General features: G+C 74.6%; 16 protein-coding genes and 1 riboswitch. Of the genes, 9 read left to right on the forward strand and 7 right to left on the reverse strand.

Going from position 1 to position 16,683, the window contains the following annotated elements:
- The first annotated feature begins 53 nt into the window (after nt 1–53).
- The 4 genes from AB0O29_RS22785 (at nt 54) to AB0O29_RS22800 (ending at nt 3,191) form a co-directional block, all read left to right on the forward strand.
- Nucleotides 54–1,679, forward strand: coding sequence for a N,N-dimethylformamidase beta subunit family domain-containing protein (locus AB0O29_RS22785; protein WP_365154086.1), 1,626 nt, complete (start codon nt 54–56; stop codon nt 1,677–1,679).
- A gap of 131 nt (nt 1,680–1,810) precedes the next feature.
- A complete protein-coding gene (locus AB0O29_RS22790; protein ID WP_365154088.1) occupies nt 1,811–2,191 on the forward strand; it encodes a VOC family protein in 381 nt (126 codons plus the stop codon).
- A 155-nt stretch (nt 2,192–2,346) separates the two neighbouring features.
- Nucleotides 2,347–2,763, forward strand: coding sequence for an SRPBCC family protein (locus tag AB0O29_RS22795; protein WP_365154089.1), 417 nt, complete (start codon nt 2,347–2,349; stop codon nt 2,761–2,763).
- Nucleotides 2,763–3,191, forward strand: coding sequence for a MarR family winged helix-turn-helix transcriptional regulator (locus AB0O29_RS22800; protein WP_365154091.1), 429 nt, complete (start codon nt 2,763–2,765; stop codon nt 3,189–3,191). Before AB0O29_RS22795 ends, AB0O29_RS22800 begins: the two co-directional genes overlap by 1 nt.
- Here the strand turns inward: AB0O29_RS22800 and AB0O29_RS22805 are convergent.
- From AB0O29_RS22805 to AB0O29_RS22815, 3 genes are read right to left on the reverse strand one after another with little or no spacing between them, the layout of a single operon-like run.
- Nucleotides 3,163–4,002 (reverse strand): ABC transporter ATP-binding protein, encoded by an 840-nt coding sequence (locus AB0O29_RS22805; RefSeq protein WP_365154093.1) that lies wholly within the window; start codon nt 4,000–4,002, stop codon nt 3,163–3,165. The genes AB0O29_RS22800 and AB0O29_RS22805 overlap by 29 nt on opposite strands.
- A complete protein-coding gene (locus AB0O29_RS22810) occupies nt 3,999–4,961 on the reverse strand; it encodes an iron ABC transporter permease (protein WP_365154115.1) in 963 nt (320 codons plus the stop codon). The genes AB0O29_RS22805 and AB0O29_RS22810 overlap by 4 nt, the downstream gene beginning before the upstream one ends.
- Nucleotides 4,962–5,020: 59 nt before the next feature.
- Nucleotides 5,021–6,010 carry an ABC transporter substrate-binding protein gene (locus AB0O29_RS22815; protein WP_365154095.1) on the reverse strand — a complete coding sequence of 330 codons (990 nt, stop codon included), beginning with the start codon at nt 6,008–6,010 and terminating at the stop codon, nt 5,021–5,023.
- A 35-nt stretch (nt 6,011–6,045) separates the two neighbouring features.
- Nucleotides 6,046–6,185: riboswitch (cobalamin riboswitch) on the reverse strand.
- Between the two features lie 118 nt (nt 6,186–6,303).
- Between AB0O29_RS22815 and AB0O29_RS22820 the strand changes: the two genes are divergently transcribed.
- Nucleotides 6,304–6,813, forward strand: a complete 510-nt coding sequence (locus AB0O29_RS22820; protein ID WP_365154097.1) for a hypothetical protein — start codon at nt 6,304–6,306, stop codon at nt 6,811–6,813.
- A gap of 150 nt (nt 6,814–6,963) precedes the next feature.
- Nucleotides 6,964–8,613 carry a GMC oxidoreductase gene (locus AB0O29_RS22825; protein WP_365154099.1) on the forward strand — a complete coding sequence of 550 codons (1,650 nt, stop codon included), beginning with the start codon at nt 6,964–6,966 and terminating at the stop codon, nt 8,611–8,613.
- Nucleotides 8,614–8,674: 61 nt separating this feature from the next.
- On the opposite strand, the gene AB0O29_RS22830 is transcribed toward AB0O29_RS22825, so the two are convergent.
- Both AB0O29_RS22830 and AB0O29_RS22835 read right to left on the reverse strand, forming a co-directional pair.
- Complete coding sequence (locus AB0O29_RS22830; RefSeq protein WP_365154101.1) at nt 8,675–9,154, reverse strand: carboxymuconolactone decarboxylase family protein; 480 nt, start codon at nt 9,152–9,154, stop codon at nt 8,675–8,677.
- The gene (locus tag AB0O29_RS22835; RefSeq protein WP_365154103.1) at nt 9,151–10,233 is read right to left on the reverse strand and encodes a dihydrodipicolinate reductase; all 1,083 of its coding nucleotides are present in this window, start codon (nt 10,231–10,233) and stop codon (nt 9,151–9,153) included. Before AB0O29_RS22835 ends, AB0O29_RS22830 begins: the two co-directional genes overlap by 4 nt.
- A gap of 135 nt (nt 10,234–10,368) precedes the next feature.
- Here AB0O29_RS22835 and AB0O29_RS22840 point away from each other — a divergent pair, with 135 nt between their 5' ends.
- The gene (locus AB0O29_RS22840; RefSeq protein WP_365154104.1) at nt 10,369–11,646 is read left to right on the forward strand and encodes a serpin family protein; all 1,278 of its coding nucleotides are present in this window, start codon (nt 10,369–10,371) and stop codon (nt 11,644–11,646) included.
- Here the strand turns inward: AB0O29_RS22840 and AB0O29_RS22845 are convergent.
- A complete protein-coding gene (locus tag AB0O29_RS22845) occupies nt 11,555–12,619 on the reverse strand; it encodes a PfkB family carbohydrate kinase (RefSeq protein WP_365154106.1) in 1,065 nt (354 codons plus the stop codon). The two genes, AB0O29_RS22840 and AB0O29_RS22845, sit on opposite strands and share 92 nt — an antisense overlap.
- 2 nt (nt 12,620–12,621) lie before the next feature.
- Nucleotides 12,622–13,278, reverse strand: a complete 657-nt coding sequence (locus AB0O29_RS22850) for a bifunctional 4-hydroxy-2-oxoglutarate aldolase/2-dehydro-3-deoxy-phosphogluconate aldolase (protein ID WP_365154107.1) — start codon at nt 13,276–13,278, stop codon at nt 12,622–12,624.
- Nucleotides 13,279–13,484: 206 nt separating this feature from the next.
- Here AB0O29_RS22850 and AB0O29_RS22855 point away from each other — a divergent pair, with 206 nt between their 5' ends.
- The gene (locus tag AB0O29_RS22855) at nt 13,485–15,149 is read left to right on the forward strand and encodes a sigma-70 family RNA polymerase sigma factor (protein ID WP_365154109.1); all 1,665 of its coding nucleotides are present in this window, start codon (nt 13,485–13,487) and stop codon (nt 15,147–15,149) included.
- Nucleotides 15,150–15,257: 108 nt separating this feature from the next.
- Nucleotides 15,258–16,683: DEAD/DEAH box helicase family protein (locus tag AB0O29_RS22860; RefSeq protein WP_365154111.1), on the forward strand; the 1,426-nt coding region annotated here is incomplete at its 3' end.

Below are 16,683 nucleotides of genomic sequence, written 5' to 3' on the forward strand. Positions count from 1 at the left end.
CTTGGGCGGGGGTGCGGGAGGTGCGGAGGAGAGGGGTGACATAACGTGCCCGCATGGATCAGGAGCACATACCCGGGGGCGTCGGGGACGCCGGGGGCGCGGGCAGGCGGCGGTTCCTCGCCATCGCGACGGGGGCGGCCACCGCCGCCGGGCTCGGCTCGGTCGCCGGCTGCGCGGGCGGCGGGCGCGCCGACAGCGGGGCGACGCTGAAGCTGAAGGGGAAGGGTGCGGGCGAGGAGTCGCCGTCGGCGCCCGGCCGGGCCGGTTTCGACGTCCGGGCGGAGAACTCCCGTCCCGGCAACGCCGACTGGCACGTGGTCAAGGCCGGACCGGACCGGGCCATCGAGGGGTTCGCGGACAGGGTCAGCGTGCTGCCCGGGGAGTCGTTCGGACTGCACGTGTCCACCACCGCCCCGCGGTTCACGGTCTCCGCGTACCGGATGGGCTGGTACGGCGGGGCCCGGGCCCGGCTGGTGTGGCGCTCCGAGGCGCTGCCGGGGGTCCGGCAGCCCGAGCACACGGTGGACGCCGGCACCCGTATGGTCCGCACCCGGTGGACGCGTACCGCCACGGTGGACACCAAGGGCTGGCCGGAGGGCTGCTACCTGCTGCGGCTCGATGCCCAGGGCGGCGAGGGCCAGAGGTTCGTGCCGGTGACCGTCCGCTCGGCGGCCACGGCGGGCCGGACCGTGATCGTCAACGCGGTGGCCACCTGGCAGGCGTACAACCGCTGGGGCGGTTACGGCAGCTACGACGGTCCGAGCGGGGGCTACGCCTCGCGTTCGCTGTCCGTGAGCTTCGACCGGCCGTACGAGTACGACGACGGGGCGGGGCTCTTCCTCGTGTACGAGGCGCCGCTGATCGCGCTCGCCGAGCGGCTCGGGATACCCCTGGCGTACGCCACGACCACCGATGTGGCGCGCGAGCGGCGGCTGCTGGAGGGGGCCTCGGCGGTGCTGTCGCTCGGCCACGACGAGTACTGGTCCCCGGAGCAGCGGGCCCACTTCACGGCGGCCCGGGACTCGGGCAGCAACATCGCCGTTCTGGGAGCGAACTGCTGCTTCCGCCGCATCCGGCTGGAGCCCTCGGAGCTGGGACCGGACCGCACGCTGGTCTGCTACAAGTCCTCCTACGACCAGGACCCCGGCTTCAGGCGGGGGCAGCCGGCGACGGTCGACTTCCGTTCCGCGCCGGGGGCCGACCCGGAGAGTTCGCTGCTCGGCGTGATCTACGACGGGTACCCGGTGGACGCCCCGTACGTGGTGGTGAACCCGGGCCACTGGCTGTTCGAGGGGACGGGCGTGAAGGCGGGCGACGGCTTCGCGCATCTGGTCGGGGTGGAGTACGACAAGGTCAACACGGGGTTCCCGACTCCGCGGCCGATCGAGATACTCGCCCACTCCCCTGTGGTGTGCGAGGGCCGTCCGAGCCACCAGGACACGGCCTACTACACCGTGCCGAGCGGGGCCGGGGTCTTCGCGACCGGCACCATGCGCTGGGTCGAGGCCCTCGACGCGGCCGGCGACGGCCGCAGCGGCGCCAACCACGGTCTGGACGCCCGGGCGGGCGCGCTCACCACCCGGGTGACGGAGAACCTGCTGCGCGTCTTCGCCGCGGGCCCGGCCGGGAAGGCGCACCCGGCGCAGGACAACGTCAAGGCGGTGTACGGGGGTTCGTGAGGCCCCGACGGCCGGAATTCGGTGGACCGGGCGCGGCCGGCGTGTTTAGGATCAAGGCGACGGCATCGCGTGCCGGTCACCGACCGGGTGAGGCATGGAGGTGCCGTGATGCCTTGTGGAGGCATTCACACATGTCCGTCCAGTTGAACCACACGATCGTCCACTCCCGTGACAACCGGGAGTCCGCCACCTTCCTGGCGCACATCCTCGGTCTCGAAGTCGGCCCGGAGTGGGGCCCGTTCATCCCGGTGGAGACCGGAAACGGGGTGACCCTGGACTTCGCGGCCATCCCGGTCGAGTCCATCACCCCGCAGCACTACGCGTTCCTGATCTCCGAGGAGGAGTTCGACTCCGCCTTCGAGAAGATCCGGGCGGGCGGCATCGAGTACTTCGCCGATCCGCACCGCAAGCACCCGGGCGAGATCAACCACAACGACGGCGGGCGCGGGGTCTACTTCCTGGACCCCGTCGGTCACGCCATGGAGATCATCACCCGCCCCTACGGCGGCTGACGAGCACCCTGCGGGCCCCGCTGCGCATCGCGCCGCGGGGCCCGCGCGCGTCCTCTCCCACATCCTCCCCCACCCCGCCGCAGCCCCCTGGACAGATAGTCTGCGCACAGATAATCTGCGAACAGATCGAATGAGGGCGACGAAGGAGAACGCGCATGTGGACCTACGAGCACACCGTCGAGACGACCGCCGCCCCCGCCTCGATCTGGCGCCTCTGGGCGGACGTGGAGCACTGGGGCGACTGGAACCCCGGGATCGAGCGGATCGAGATCGACGGCCCGTTCCAGGCCGGCGCCCGCATCACGATGACCCCGCCCGGCGAGGACCCCGTGCCCCTGGTCGTCGCCGAGGCCGTCCCCGACGAGCTCTTCGTCGACGAGGCCCGGTTCGGCGGCCTGCTGCTGCGCACGGTCCACCGGATCGACCCCGCCGGCGACGGCACCGTCCGCGTCACCTACCGGATGGAGATCTCCGGCCCCGGCGCCGACGAGGCCGGCCCCGCGATGGGCCCGGGCATCACCGCCGACTGGCCCGAGACCATGGCCGCGCTGGCCAAGTCGGCGGCGCGCTGATGGCCCTCAGCCCCGGCGAGAGCCCCGGGTTCCTGCTCTGGCACGCCACCCTGCGCTGGCAGCGGGAGGTCTCCGCGGCGCTCACCCCGCTGGATCTGACCCACGTCCAGTTCGTGCTCCTCGCCTGCGCGTGGTGGCTCAACGGCCAGGGCGAGCACCCCAACCAGCTCGCCCTGGCCCGCCAGGCCGGCACCGACGTCAAGATGACCTCCCAGGTGCTGCGCGCCCTGGAGCGGAAGGGACTCGTCGAGCGCGAGGTCGACCCGGCCGACACCCGCGCGAAGCGCCTGCGCGTCACCGCCGCCGGGGCCGAGCTGGCGCCCCGGGCCGTGGCGGCCGTCGAGGAGGCCGACGCGCGCTTCTTCCGCGCCGTCCCCCTCGACGAGGCGATGCCCCTGCTCAGCCGGCTGGCCCGGCCGGAGGCGTGAGACCCGCGGGACAGGCGGAAGGACCGGCCGGCCGCTGCGGGAGGTAGACGATGCTCGGAGCGCCCGTCGCCGGATGGACGGCGATCCGGGTGGCGACCCCGTAGACCTCCGCCAGCAGCTCCTCCGTCAGCACCTCGCCGGGCGGGCCCTGGGCCACGACCCGGCCGTCCGCCAGCACGTACAGCCGGTCGCAGAAGGACGCGGCGAGGTTGAGGTCGTGCAGGACGAGCAGGCCGGTCACGGGCAGCCGCCGGACCAGACCCAGGACCTCCAGCTGGTAGCGGATGTCGAGGTGGTTCGTGGGCTCGTCCAGGGCGAGCAGCCCCGGTTCCTGGACGAGGGCGCGGGCGACGAGCGCGCGCTGCCGCTCCCCGCCCGACAGGCCGTCGAAGCGGCGCCCGGCCAGCTCGGACACCCCGACCGTCTCCAGCGCCCGCGCGACGCGCCGCCGGTCCTCCGGGCCGTCCTGCTCCCAGAACCGCTTGTGCGGGCTCCGCCCCATGGACACGACCTCGCGGACCGTCAGCCCGAAGGTGCCCGCCGCGTCCTGCGGGACCACCGCCACCCGCCGGGCGCGCTCCTTCACGCCCAGCGCCGAGGCGTCGGCCCCGTCGAGCAGCACCCGGCCCGCGGTGGGCCGCAGGGTGCCGTAGACGCAGCGCAGCAGCGTGGTCTTGCCGCTGCCGTTGGGCCCGACGACCCCGACCGTCTCGCCGGGCCGGGCGGTGAGGCCGATCCCGTCCAGCAGCAGCCGCCCCTCCACCTCGTAACGCAGGCCCTCGACCGAGAGTTCCACCGGACGCCCCGTCATCCGGCCACTCCCTCGCTCCGGGTGGACCTGCGCAGCATCCACAGGAAGAACGGCCCGCCGGCCAGCGCGGTGACCACGCCGACGGGTATCTCCTCCGGCGCCGCCGCCGTCCGGGCCAGCAGGTCGGCCAGGCTCAGGAAGACCGCCCCGGCCAGCGCGCAGACGGGCAGCAGCGCCCGGTGCCCGGCGCCCACCACCATGCGGGCGGCGTGCGGAACCATCAGGCCGACGAAGCCGATCGCCCCGCTGTAGGCCACCAGCACCCCGATCACCAGGGAGGTGAGGACGAACACGGCGGCCCGGAAGCGGCCGGTGTCCAGACCGAGGGTGCGGGCCCCCTCCTCCCCCGCGAGCAGCAGGTCCAGGGGGCGCGCGAGGGCGACGAGCAGGGCGGTCCCGGCGAGCAGCGCGACGGCCGGCAGGGCGAGTTCGTCCCAGCGGGCCCCGCCCAGGCCGCCCAGCGTCCAGAAGAGCACGGAGCGGAGCTGGTCGGGGCGCGCGGACAGCACGAGGACCAGGCTGGTCAGCGCCGACAGGACGTACTGCACGGCGACCCCGGCCAGGATCAGCCGCCCGGTGGTCATGGTGCCGCCGCGCCGGGCCAGGGCGTAGACGGCGACGAGCGCGGCGAGGGAGCCGGCGAACGCGGCCAGCGGGAGTCCGAAGGCGGTCCCGGCGCCCACCCCGAGCACGATGACCAGCACCGCCCCCGCCGACGCGCCCGAGGAGGCACCCAGCAGGAAGGGGTCGGCGAGGGCGTTGCGGACCAGGGCCTGGAGCACGGCGCCGGAGACCGCGAGCCCGGCGCCGACCACGGCCCCGAGCAGCACGCGCGGCATCCGCACCTCCCACACGATGGAGGCGAAGGCCCCGCCCCGGCCGCCGGGCCCGGCCAGCAGGAGGTCGAACACCCGGCCTGGGGCGATGCGTACGGGTCCCAGGGCCAGCCCCGCCACCATCGCGCCGGCCAGCGCGGCCGCGAGGAGCACCAGGACGGCCGCGGTGCGGCGGCGCCCGGTCACGCGGCGTCGGGGTGGAGCTGGCGGCCGAGGGACTCGACCGCGTCGGCCACGCGCACGCCGAGGACGGCCGAGGACAGCGGCAGCACGACGAACCGGCGGTTCTTCACGGCGGGAACCTCCGCCAGCGCCGGATCGTTCAACAGGCGCTGCTTCTTCGCCTCCACGGGGGTGCCGCCGTAGTCGTAGATGAGGATGGTCTCGGGCCGCCGCTCGATGACCTTCTCCCACGGCACGTCGCCGAAGGTGTCCTGGAGGTCGGCGAAGACGTTCGTCCCCCCGGCCAGGGAGACGATCTCGTTGCCGATGCCGTTGCCCCCGGAGGTGAAGGCGGAGGACTCTCCCGAGTCGTAGACGAAGACGGACGGGCGGGGCCGGTTGCCGACCCGCGCGGTGACGGCGTCGATCCGGCGCTGCTCGTCCTCGATGAGGGCCGTGCCGCGCTCGGGCACGCCGAAGGTCCGGGCGACCTCGGTGATCTCGGTCTTCAGCTGGGCCAGCCCGACGCGGCCCGGGGTGCAGTACTCGACGCTGAGCCGGGAGCCGATCCCGGCCCGGGCCAGCCCCTCGCGGTCGCGGCCCTGGTTCTTGTCGAAGGCGCTGGAGTAGCCGCCGTACACGAAGTCCGGGTCGGCCGCGAGGAGCACCTCCTTCGACGGGTACTCCTTCGCCAGCACCTTGACGCCCTCGTAGGCGCTCCGGTAGGCGGGCAGCACCGCGTCGTCGAGGTAGGCGGTGCCGGCCATCCGGTCCTGGAGGCCGAGGGCCAGCATGATCTCGGTGGCGTGCTGGTTCATGGTGACGGCGCGCTCGGGCGGGGCCTGATAGGTGCTGCTGACCCCGCAGTTGGTCACGGTGTACGGGAACCCGGGCGCGGACCGGGCGCCGGGGGCGGGCCGTTCCTCCCCGGGCGGACCGCCGCACGCGGTCAGGGACAGCAGGAGCGCGAGCGCGGTGAGCGGGCGCGGGGCGGCGCGGAAACGCGGCATGGTGAGGCCTCTCCGGGGGATCCTCGTCCCCGGTCGACGTGAAGAGGCGGTGCGTCAGTGTCTGACTCCCGGGACCCCGCGGAGGGGGTCGCCGGTCACAGTGGCGGGACCGCACCGGATTCACACCGGTTTCCTGTCCTGCACCGCCCGGGACAACCCGGCCAAGTCTGCCAGATGCCGTGTTTGCCCCACAGAGGGGACCAAGGGCTCCCGAACCGCCCCCGCCGCCGGTGGCGGGAGCGGCCGGTACGGAGGATCGTGGGCGGCGAGGGGAGGTGCGGAGGAGGTCGCTCATGCGTCACGGCAGCCACCCGGGCCATAGCGGTCCCGGGCGCCCGGCCAGGGCCGCCCGCCTCCTCCTGGCGCCCCTCCTGGCGGCGCTGCTGCTCGGTGCGGGCACCGGCGGCTCCGGCGAGACCGTCTCCCTCGACGGCGACCGCCCGGGCGAGCGGCTCGACGTCACCCTGACCCGGGTCGTCGACCCGGCGGGGCCCGCGCCGGCGCCCGGGGCCGACCGGCTGGTCGCCGTGGAACTGCGCCTGCGCAACACCGGGACGGTGCCGTACGAGGACTCCCCCGCCCCGGCCGCCCACCTCCTGGACACGACCGGCCGGCGCTTCACCGGCCTGAGCGGCGCCACGGACGCGGGCCAGGCCCTCCCCGACGCCGTCACCCTGGCCCCGGGCGGGTCGGCCACCGGCTACGTCACCTTCAGGCTGCCGTCCGAAGCCCGCCCGGCGGCGGTGCAGTTCGCCCTCGACGGCGGGCTCGGCGACGACGTCGCCCACTGGAGCCTGCCCTGACCCGAGCCGCGCCCCTGCCGCGACCGCTGACGTGACCCCCGCCGCGCCCCCTGCCGGAACCAGCCGGAAATTACCTCGACGTATCTAGTGACTTAGCAGGCACCCGCCAGTAGAACTTGTTCCCACTCCGTCGAGAGTGAGGAACGCCACATGAGCGACAAAGGCCTGCACAGCAAGGTGACCAAGGGTGTCTCCCGACGTGGATTCATTGCTGGAACCAGTTCTCTTCTGGGGGCCATGGCCCTCGCCGTCAACACCACGCCGGCCCGCGCGAATCCCGCCACCGCCGTCACGAACGCCCCCATCGCGTCCGGGACCCACGTCCCCGCCCTCGTCATCGGCACCGGCTACGGCGGCTCCGTCGCCGCGCTGCGGCTCGCCCAGGCCGGGGTCGACGTGCACATGATCGAGATGGGCATGGCCTGGGACACCCCGGGCACCGACGGCAAGATCTTCGCCAACACCACCAAGCCCGACTACCGCTCCTTCTGGCTGCGCACCCGCACGAAGGCGCCGCTGAGCAACTTCCTCGGCTTCCCCATCGACAAGGACGTCCCGAAGTACACGGGCATCCTCGATGCCGAGGAGATGGGCGGGATCATCGTCTACCAGGGCCGCGGCGTCGGCGGCGGCTCGCTGGTCAACGGCGGTATGGCGGTGACCCCCAAGCGGCAGAACTTCGCCGCGATCCTGCCCACCGTGGACGCGGAGGAGATGTACTCCACCTACTACCCCCGCGCCAACGCCGGGCTCGGGGTCGGGCTCATCGACCCGAACTGGTTCGAGACGGTGGACTGCTACCAGTTCGCCCGCGTCGGCCGCAAGCACGCCCAGCGCTCCGGCTTCCCCTTCGTGTTCGTACCGGACGTCTACGACTGGGACTACATGAAGCAGGAGGTGGCCGGCACCGTCCCCAAGTCCGCCGTGGACGGCGAGATCCTCTACGGCAACAACGCCGGCAAGAAGTCCCTCCAGAAGACCTACCTGGCCGCCGCCCGGGCGACCGGCAAGGTGGCCGTCTCCCCGCTGCACCGGGTCACCACCGTCTCCCCCTCGGACGGTGGCGGCTACACGGTCGCCATGGAGGAGCTGAACACCTCGGGTGACGTGGTCACCGTCAAGTCCGTCACCGCCGACCGGGTGTTCTTCGCCGCCGGCAGCGTCGGCACCAGCAAGCTCCTGGTCCGGCTGAAGGCGACCGGCGCGCTGCCGCTGCTCAACGACGAGATCGGCAAGGGCTGGGGCGACAACGGCAACGTCATGTGCGGCCGGGCGAACCACATGTGGGACCCGACCGGGAAGGTTCAGGCGTCCATCCCCTGCGGGGGCATCGACAACTGGGACGCGGGCGGCGCCTTCGCCGAGGTGGCCCCGCTGCCGACCGGCATCGAGACGTACGCCTCGTTCTACCTCTCCATCACCAAGAACCCCAACCGGGCCGAGTTCAGCTGGAACGCGGCGACGGGCAAGGTCGAGCTGAACTGGCAGACCGCCTGGAAGCAGCCGTCGATCGACATGGCGAAGACCATCTTCGACAAGATCAACGCGAAGGAGGGGACGATCTACCGCAGCGACCTCTTCGGCACCAACAAGGTCTGGGGCGACCACCTCACGTACCACCCCCTCGGCGGGGCGGTCCTGGGCAAGGCCACCGACAACTACGGGCGCCTGCACGGCCACCCGGGCCTGTACGTCATCGACGGGGCGCTGATCCCCGGCAACACCAGCGTCAACCCGTTCGTGACGATCACGGCCCTCGCCGAGCGGAACATAGAGAAGATCATCGCCACGGATCTGTGACGGGGGACGGTCACCGGGGCCGGCCGGGCGCAGCGCGCGCCCCGGCCGGCCCCGGCACCGTTCAGCTCCCCGGCAGCACACAGACGCTGTCGAGGCCCAGGACGTGGTTGAGCCGGCCGAAGGCGAGCCAGGAGCCGATGCTCATGCTGAGCTCCACGATCTCCACCTGGCTGTAGTGCGCGGTCATCCGCTCCCAGAACTCCTCGTCGAGGTTGTGGTGGTCCAGGGCGTAGCGTTCGGCGTATTCGGCGGCCAGCCGGGTGCGGTCGTCGAACTCCCCGGTGGTGCGCCACTCGGCCACCGCGTCGGCGAAGCCCTCCTCGACCTTCTCCCCGTCCCGGTCGGTGCGCCAGTCGAGGCAGAAGACGCATCCGTTGATCTGCGCGATGCGCAGCCGGGCCGCCTCGAACTCGCGCAGGCCCAGGGTGGTGTGGGCGTACACCGACAGGGAGAAGTTGGCGGCGGCCATGCCGATGCCGGGGACCAGGTCGCCCCACACGTACTCGATGGGGTGCTGGCCGTCGGGGACGTCGATCCTCATGGCTGTTTCCTTCCGAGTTTGCCGACTGCGGGGCGCAGCGGGACGTCGAGGGCGTCGTAGAGCCCGGGTTCCGCCTCCACCAGCCAGTCGATGGCGCCGACCAGCCGTCCGACGGCGGTGGCGTTGCCGCCCGCCGAGCGGTTCTCGCCCTCGTCGGTGGCCTCGACGGTGACCTCGATGCGGGGCCGGCCCTCGATGACGACCCGGTGGGCGCCGGCGCCGCCGTCGGGCGGGGAGGGCCAGTCGGGGGCGCAGGAGGCGTGGATGCGGGTGACGTGTTCGATGACGATGCGGGGCTCGCCCGCGACGATGCCCTGGACCTCGAAGCGGATGGCGCCCTGGGTGCCGGCCTCGAACTCGCCCATGGTGGGGGTGGTGACGGTGGTGTCGAGGGCGCGCCGGTCGGAGGTCTCGCGGATCTCGTCGAGTTCGACGCCGAGGGCGCGGGCCATCATCCGGATCTGGCCGCCCCACACCATGGTCGGGATGGAGGGCATGAGCATCATCGGCAGGTGGTCCATGGGCCGGCCCATGCCGACCAGGTCGCGGACGGAGTCCGGCTGGTCGTAGGTGGAGTAGTCGAAGATCTCCTGGCAGCGGATCGCGTCCACGGTGGTGCCCAGTCCGCTCAGCAGGAGCGGGAGGACGTCGTTGCCCCAGCCGGGGTCGACGCCGGAGGCGAAGAGGGAGCCGCCGCCCTCGGCTATCGCCGCCAGCACCGGGTCGCGGAACTCCGGCGGGGCGCTGCGGTGGTCGTAGAGGGGGTAGAGGGCCGGGCTGACGACGACCGCGCCCGCCGCGACGGCCCGGGTGATGTCGGCGAGGGCTTCGTCGGGGCGGACGTCGCCGGAGGCCGCGTAGACGACGGCGGCGGGGCGGGCGGCGAGCACCGCCCCGACGTCATCGGTCGCCGCCACCCCCAGCCGGCGGTCGAGCCCGGCGAGTTCGCCCGCGTCGCGGCCGACCTTGGCGGGATTGTGGACGATCACTGCCGTGAGTTCGAGCGCCGGGTGGGCCTCGACGGCGCGGATCGCCGCGCGGCCTACGTTGCCCGTGCCCCAGACCACCGTGGGAATCATGCGCGGAGGGTAGCGACGGGGCGCGGAGGAACCCAGGGGCGCGGAGGATGTTTTTCGGACCGGTCCGCACCCTGGACTCCGGGTGCGGAGAAAGGATTCGGCGGGGCCGCTCCCCGCCCCGTACGCTCCCCCGGCATGAGCATGAGGAACTCCACGGTACGGGCGGTCAACCGGCTGACGGCGCGCTGGGCCGCGGCCCATGACGGCGACGCCGGCGCGATCGACGCCGGTACGGTCTTCACCGCCGCCGGGGTCTGGCCGCTGCTCGCCCCGCTCGCGGACGGGGCGGCGGGCCCGGCCCGGGCGGAGCTGGCGCAGGCCCTGGGCCTGCCGGCCGACCGGGCGGCGGAGGCCGCGCGGGAGCTGCTGGCCGGGCTGGACGGCGTACGGGGGCTGCGGGCGGCGACGGGCCTGTGGACCAGGGCGGACCTGCCGCTGGAGGCGGCCTGGCTGGAGCGGCTCGCGCCGGGCGGCCACGGCGCCCTGAGCGGGAGCGCGGAGGCCGACCACCAGGCACTCGACGCCTGGGCCGGCCGGCGGACGGACGGGCTCGTCAGGCGGATGCCGGTCACGCTGGCGGAGGGGCCGGACGGGACGAAGCTGGTGCTGGCCTCGGCCCTCACACTGAGGACGAAGTGGCTCCGGCCGTTCACGGAACGGCCCCGCACGGTGTCCGAGGGCCCCTGGGCCGGGCGGCCCCTGCAGATGCTGCACCGCAGCACGGCGCTGCCGGAACGGGCCTCGGTGGCGCAGGGGCCGACGGGGGCGGTGACCCTGCTGGAGGTGGTCGGGGACACCGGTGTGGACGTCCACCTGCTGCTGGGCGAGCCCGGCGCCGCACCCGGCGGGGTCCTGGCCACCGGCGTCGAGGCCGTCACCCGCGCCCGCCCGGTCACCCCGGCGAGCGTGCTCCCGGAGGGCCGGCCCGGCCCCGGCCTGACCATCGCCGCGGTACTCGCGCTGACGCCCGGGCCCCGGCTCGTGGTCGAGACCCCCGCCTTCGAGGTCCGGGCCGAGCACGATCTCCTGGCGCGGGCCGGGCTGTTCGGCCTGGAGGCGGCCCGTGACGACGGCCGCGGCCACTTCCCCGGGGTCAGCTCCGAGCCCCTGGCCGTCGGCTCGGCCCGGCAGTCGGCGGTGGCGCGGTTCGGGGCGGAGGGGTTCGAGGCCGCCGCGGTCACGGCCGTCGGCATGGCGGTGGGCTGCGGCGTGCCTTCGCGCCTGCGCTACCGCGTCCGCCACACCGAGGTGCGCTTCGACCGCCCCTTCGGCTTCCTGGCCGTGCACCGCGCCTCGCGGCTGGTCCTGGCCGCGGGGTGGGTCAGCGATCCGCTTCCCTACGCGGAGCTGCCGGAGAAGACCCTGGAGGAGAAGCTGCGGGAGGAAGAGGAGGCCTGGGCGGAAGAGGGGTAGGCGGCGCCAGCGTCGCGGCCAGGGCCGCCGTCTGCGCGAAGGCGGGGACGCGGCCGGTGCCCCCGCAGCCCGACACCGACAGGGAGGCCGCCGCGACCCCGTGGGCCACCGCCTCCGGGAGCGGGTCGCCGAGGGCGAGCCGGGCGGTGACGGTGCCGGTGAAGCAGTCCCCGGCGCCGGTCGCGTCGACGGGGTCCGGGTTGGCCGGGACGGGGTGGTGGGACGCGCGGGCCCCCTCGTCCAGGAGCAGCGGGCCCGACCCGGCGGTGACGGCGACGGCGCGGGCGCCCAGGGCCCGGTAGCGGGCGGCGGCCGTACGCGGGTCGGCGGTGTCGACCAGGGCCAGGGCGTCGGCGGGGCAGGAGGTCTTGAGGAGCCCGGTCAGCGGGGCGACGGCGGCCAGCAGGGAGCGGGCCTCGGCCCGTCCGGTGAGCCGGGGGCGGAAGTTGGGGTCGTAGGTGACGTGGCCCCCGGCGGCGTGTACGGTCCGGGCGGCGTCGAGCACGGCCGCGCGGCTGGACGCGGAGAGCGCGCCGGCGATGCCGCCGGTGATCAGCGCCCCGGCGCCGTTGAGCAGGTCCCGCCAGGTCTCCACGTGGGCCGGGGAGAGGGTGGAGCCGGCGCTGCGGGTGCGCCAGTAGACGAACTCGCGCTCGCCCTCGGTGTCCGAGCAGAGCAGGTAGGCGCCGTTGGGGTGCGGGGCGCGGCGGACGTGGGAGACGTCCACGCCCAGTTCGGCGGCCCGGCGCAGCAGCGGCACGCTCAGCTCGTCCTCGCCGACGACGGCGAGCAGCGCGGTACGGGCTCCGGCCGCCGCGGCGGCGGCCGCGGCGTTGAGGGCGTCGCCGGAGTAGGAGATCCGGGCGGCGGTCCCGTCGGCGGCGGCGCGCAGCGGGGAGCCGGCGTGGATCTCGACGAGCACCTCGCCGAGCACGAGCACGTCGTACGGCCCGGAGGCCGGGGAGCCGGCCACGGCTACACCTCCCCGCGCGGCGCCGCCGCCGGCGTGCCGGGCGCGGCCGGTTCCGGTGCCGCCAGGGCCGCGAACAGGGCCGCCAGTTCGGCCGGGTCGGCCGGCAGGCCGCTGCCGATGCCGACCGCGCTCGCGCCCGCCGCGAGCCAGTCGCGGACCTCGCCGGGGGCGATGCCGCCGGTCGGTATCAGCAGGGCGTCGGGGAGGACGGCGCGCAGGGAGCGCAGGAACGCCGGGCCGCCGACGTGGGCGGGGAAGATCTTCGCGGCGCCCGAGCGGCGGACTGCGGCCGCGATCTCGCCGGGGGTGTAGCCGCCCTCCACGAAGGCCGCCCCGCGCCGTCCGGCGACCTCGCGGACCTCGGGCGCGGGGTAGGGGGACACGAGGAAGCCGGCCCCCGCGTCGAGGGCCGCCTCGGCCTGGGCCGCCGTGGTGACGGTGCCCACGCCGATCAGCGCCGGGCGGCCCAGCGCGTCGGCCAGGCCGGCGGTACGGGCCACGGCCCCGGCCCAGCCGGGGACGGAGGTGGTGAGCTCCACGGCGCGGCAGCCCGCGGCGAGCAGGTTCGCGGTGGCGCGGACGGCCTCGCCGGCGTCGGCGCTGCGCAGCACCGGGAGCAGGCGCTGGGCGGCCAGCACTTCGTACGGACGCAAGGACACGAGCCCCTCCCGGACGTTCCCCGGGGGGAACTCGGCGTCGCAGCGGGCGACTTATTGGTCCAGACCTTACACATCCGGGGGGCGGTCGGCACCGGAGATCCTCCGCCGGATAAAAAGTTCTTCCGGATAAGTGTTATCGGAGTCCCCCTCGACGGTCTCCCAGTTGTCGGACATCATCGACCGCCGGTACGGACAGGGAAGTTCACATGAGTACACAGCACACGGCAGAGCTGGTGGCAGCGGCCCGCGCGGGCGACCCCCGCGCGCAGGACGAGCTGGTCGGTACCCACCTGCCCCTCGTCTACAACATCGTCGGCCGGGCCCTGAACGGCTCCTGCGACGTGGACGACGTGGTGCAGGACACCATGCTCCGGGCGCTCGACGGGCTGGGCGGCCTGCGCGCGGACGAGAGCTTCCGGTCGTGGCTGGTGGCGATCACGATGAACCGGATACGGGCGCACTGGCAGGCCCGCAGCGGCGTTCCGGGCGAGAGCGGACTGGAGGCGGCCCAGGACCTGGCGGACCCCGGCGCCGACTTCGCCGACCTCACGGTGGTCAAGCTCCAGCTGTCGGGCCAGCGCCGCGAGACGGCCCGCGCCACGCGCTGGCTGGAGCCCGACGACCGGGCGCTGCTGTCGCTGTGGTGGCTGGAGTGCGCCGGTGAGCTGACCCGGGCCGACGTGGCGGCGGCGCTGGAGCTGACCCCGCAGCACACGGCGGTGCGGGTGCAGCGGATGAAGGCGCAGCTGGAGTCGGCGCGGGTGGTGGAGCGGGCCCTGGAGACGCAGCCGCCCTGCGAGCAGATCCTCGCGATGACCGGCACCTGGGACGGCCGTCCCTCGCCGCTGTGGCGCAAGCGCATAGCCCGGCACGCCCGCGAGTGCCTGCGCTGCTCGGGGCTGTGGAACGGGCTGATGCCGGCCGAGGGGCTGCTGGCCGGTCTGGCCCTGGTCCCGGTGGCGGCGGCCCTGACGATGGGCGTACGGGCCGCCGTGACGGCGCACGCCGCCCCCGTCGCCTTCGCCGACGCGGCGACGCAGCTCAGCCCGGTGGTGTCGGGACCGGGCCGGGCGGCCAGGCGCAAGGGCGGGGACACCGGCCCGGGCGACCCGTCGGGCCGGGGCGCGCAGCGCAAGCGGCACCAGACCCGGCGCCGGGCCATCGGCGGGGCCGTGATCGCCGCGTGCGTGGCGGGCGGCGGCCTGGTCTACCTCACGACGACGCCGGGCGAGCAGGGCGCCGAGGCGGGCGGGGCGACCCCCGCCTCGCCGCTGTCGGCCCTCTCCGCCCCGGACACGGCCTCGCCGCAGCCCTCCGGCTCCGCCTCGGCCTCGCCTTCCGGTTCGCCCTCCCCCTCCCCCTCCTTCTCGGCCTCCGCTTCGGCCTCCCCGTCGCCGTCCACGAGCTCCAAGGCCGCGGACCCGGCGCCCGCGCCGGCCAGGAGCAACCCGCCGAAGCCGGCGCCGCCCGCCCCGGCGCCCGCCCCGGCCGGGGTGGTCGGGCAGGTGATCGCCCTGGTCAACTCCGAGCGGGCGGCGGCCGGCTGCGGCCCGCTGAAGGAGGACGCGCAGCTGGACAAGGCCGCCCAGGGCCACTCCGACGACATGGCGCGGCGGGGGTTCTTCGACCACACCAACCCCGACGGCGCGGACCCGGGCGACCGCACGACGGCCGCCGGGTACCGCTGGTCCACGTACGGGGAGAACATCGCCAAGGGCCAGCAGACCGCGCAGGACGTGATGGACTCGTGGATGAAGAGCCCGGGGCACCGGGCGAACATCCTCAACTGCTCCTTCAAGGACATCGGCGTGGGCATGCACCCCGGCGCCGGCGGCCCCTGGTGGACGCAGAACTTCGGCGCCCGTATGTGACCGGGCGGACCGGGCCGCACCCGCCTGCTCCTCTTTGACTCAGAATCCGGGCAAGATGGGGGCTGGAGACCGAAGAGCAGATCAGAGCGGGCAGGGTGGGTGAGGCAGGTGCCGAGGAAGGAGCTGCGTCCCCATCAGCGGGAGGCGGTCGACGCCGTCACGCGCGCCCTCCAGCTGCCCGCCGACGGCGCGGTGCCCGCGGGGGGCCTGCGGACCCAGGTGATCATGGCCACCGGTTCCGGGAAGTCCCTGGTCGCGGTGTGCTCCTCCGAGGAGCTGCGGGCCGGGCGGGTGCTCGTGCTGGTGCCCTCCCTCGACCTGCTCGTGCAGACCGTCGCCGCCTGGCGGGAGGGGGGCCGCACCGGGCGGGCCCTGGCGGTGTGCTCGCTGCGCGGCGAGGACGTGGGGGTGCCGACCACCACGGATCCGCGCATCCTGGCCCGCTGGGGCGCCCGGCCGGTGGAGCGGGTGACGGTGTTCGCCACGTACGCCTCGCTCGGCCTCGGCACCATCGAGCGGGCGCACCTGGCGGGGCTGCCGTCCTGGGACCTGGTGGTGGTCGACGAGGCGCACCGCACCTCGGGCCGGATCGGCAAGCCCTGGGCCGTGGTGCACGACAACGCGCGGATCCCCTCCGTCCGGCGGCTGTACATGACGGCCACGCCCCGGGTGTGGCGCGACGGGGAGGAGCCGGAGGAGGAAGAGGAGCAGGAGGGCGGCCGCGAGCCCCGCGGCCGCGGCGAGCTCGTCGCCTCGATGGAGGACGATCCGCAGGGCCCCTTCGGCTCCCGCTGCCACACCCTCTCCCTGTCCGAGGCCATCGACCGGGGGATCTGCGCCCCGTACCGGGTGGTGTGCGTGGACGTCAGCGACCCCGGGTTCCAGTCGGCGGTGCTGCTCGGCGCCGACGGCCGGTCGGACCGGGTGCGCGGGATGCGGCTGGCCGCGCTCCAGGCGGCGCTGGTGAAGGCTGCGGCGGACCAGGGCTTCCGGCGGACGCTGGTGTTCCATCACCTGACCAGGGAGGCCGAGGCGTTCGCGGCGGGCCTGCCTGCGGTCGCGGCCCGGCTGCGGACGGCGAGCCGCAGCCCGCTGCCGGCGTACCCCCGGACGGTGTGGGCGGACTGGCTGTGCGGGCAGCACACGGCGGCCCACCGGCGGCGGGTGCTGGACGCGTTCGCCGCGGACCGGGTGGCGGACAAGGCCTTCCTCGGCAGCGTCCGGGTGCTGGGCGAGGGGGTGGACACCAAGGAGTGCGACTCCGTCTTCTGGGCGGACGTGCGCGGTTCCATGCCGGACCTGGTCCAGGCGGTGGGCCGGGCGCTGCGGATCCGGCCGGGCGAGGGGAAGGTGGCCTCGCTGGTGGTGCCCGTCCTGCTGGGGCCGGGCGAGTCGCCGGAGTCGATGCTGACCTCACGGGCGTACGGGGACCTCGCGCGGCTGCTGGAGGCGCTGCGGGCCCACGACTCACGGCTGGTGGAGGGCCTTGCCCTCACCGGTCTTCATCTCGGCGACGTAGCCCAGGTGCAGCGCG

The organism is Streptomyces sp. NPDC089915, assembly GCF_040684675.1.
GTDB lineage: Bacteria > Actinomycetota > Actinomycetes > Streptomycetales > Streptomycetaceae > Streptomyces.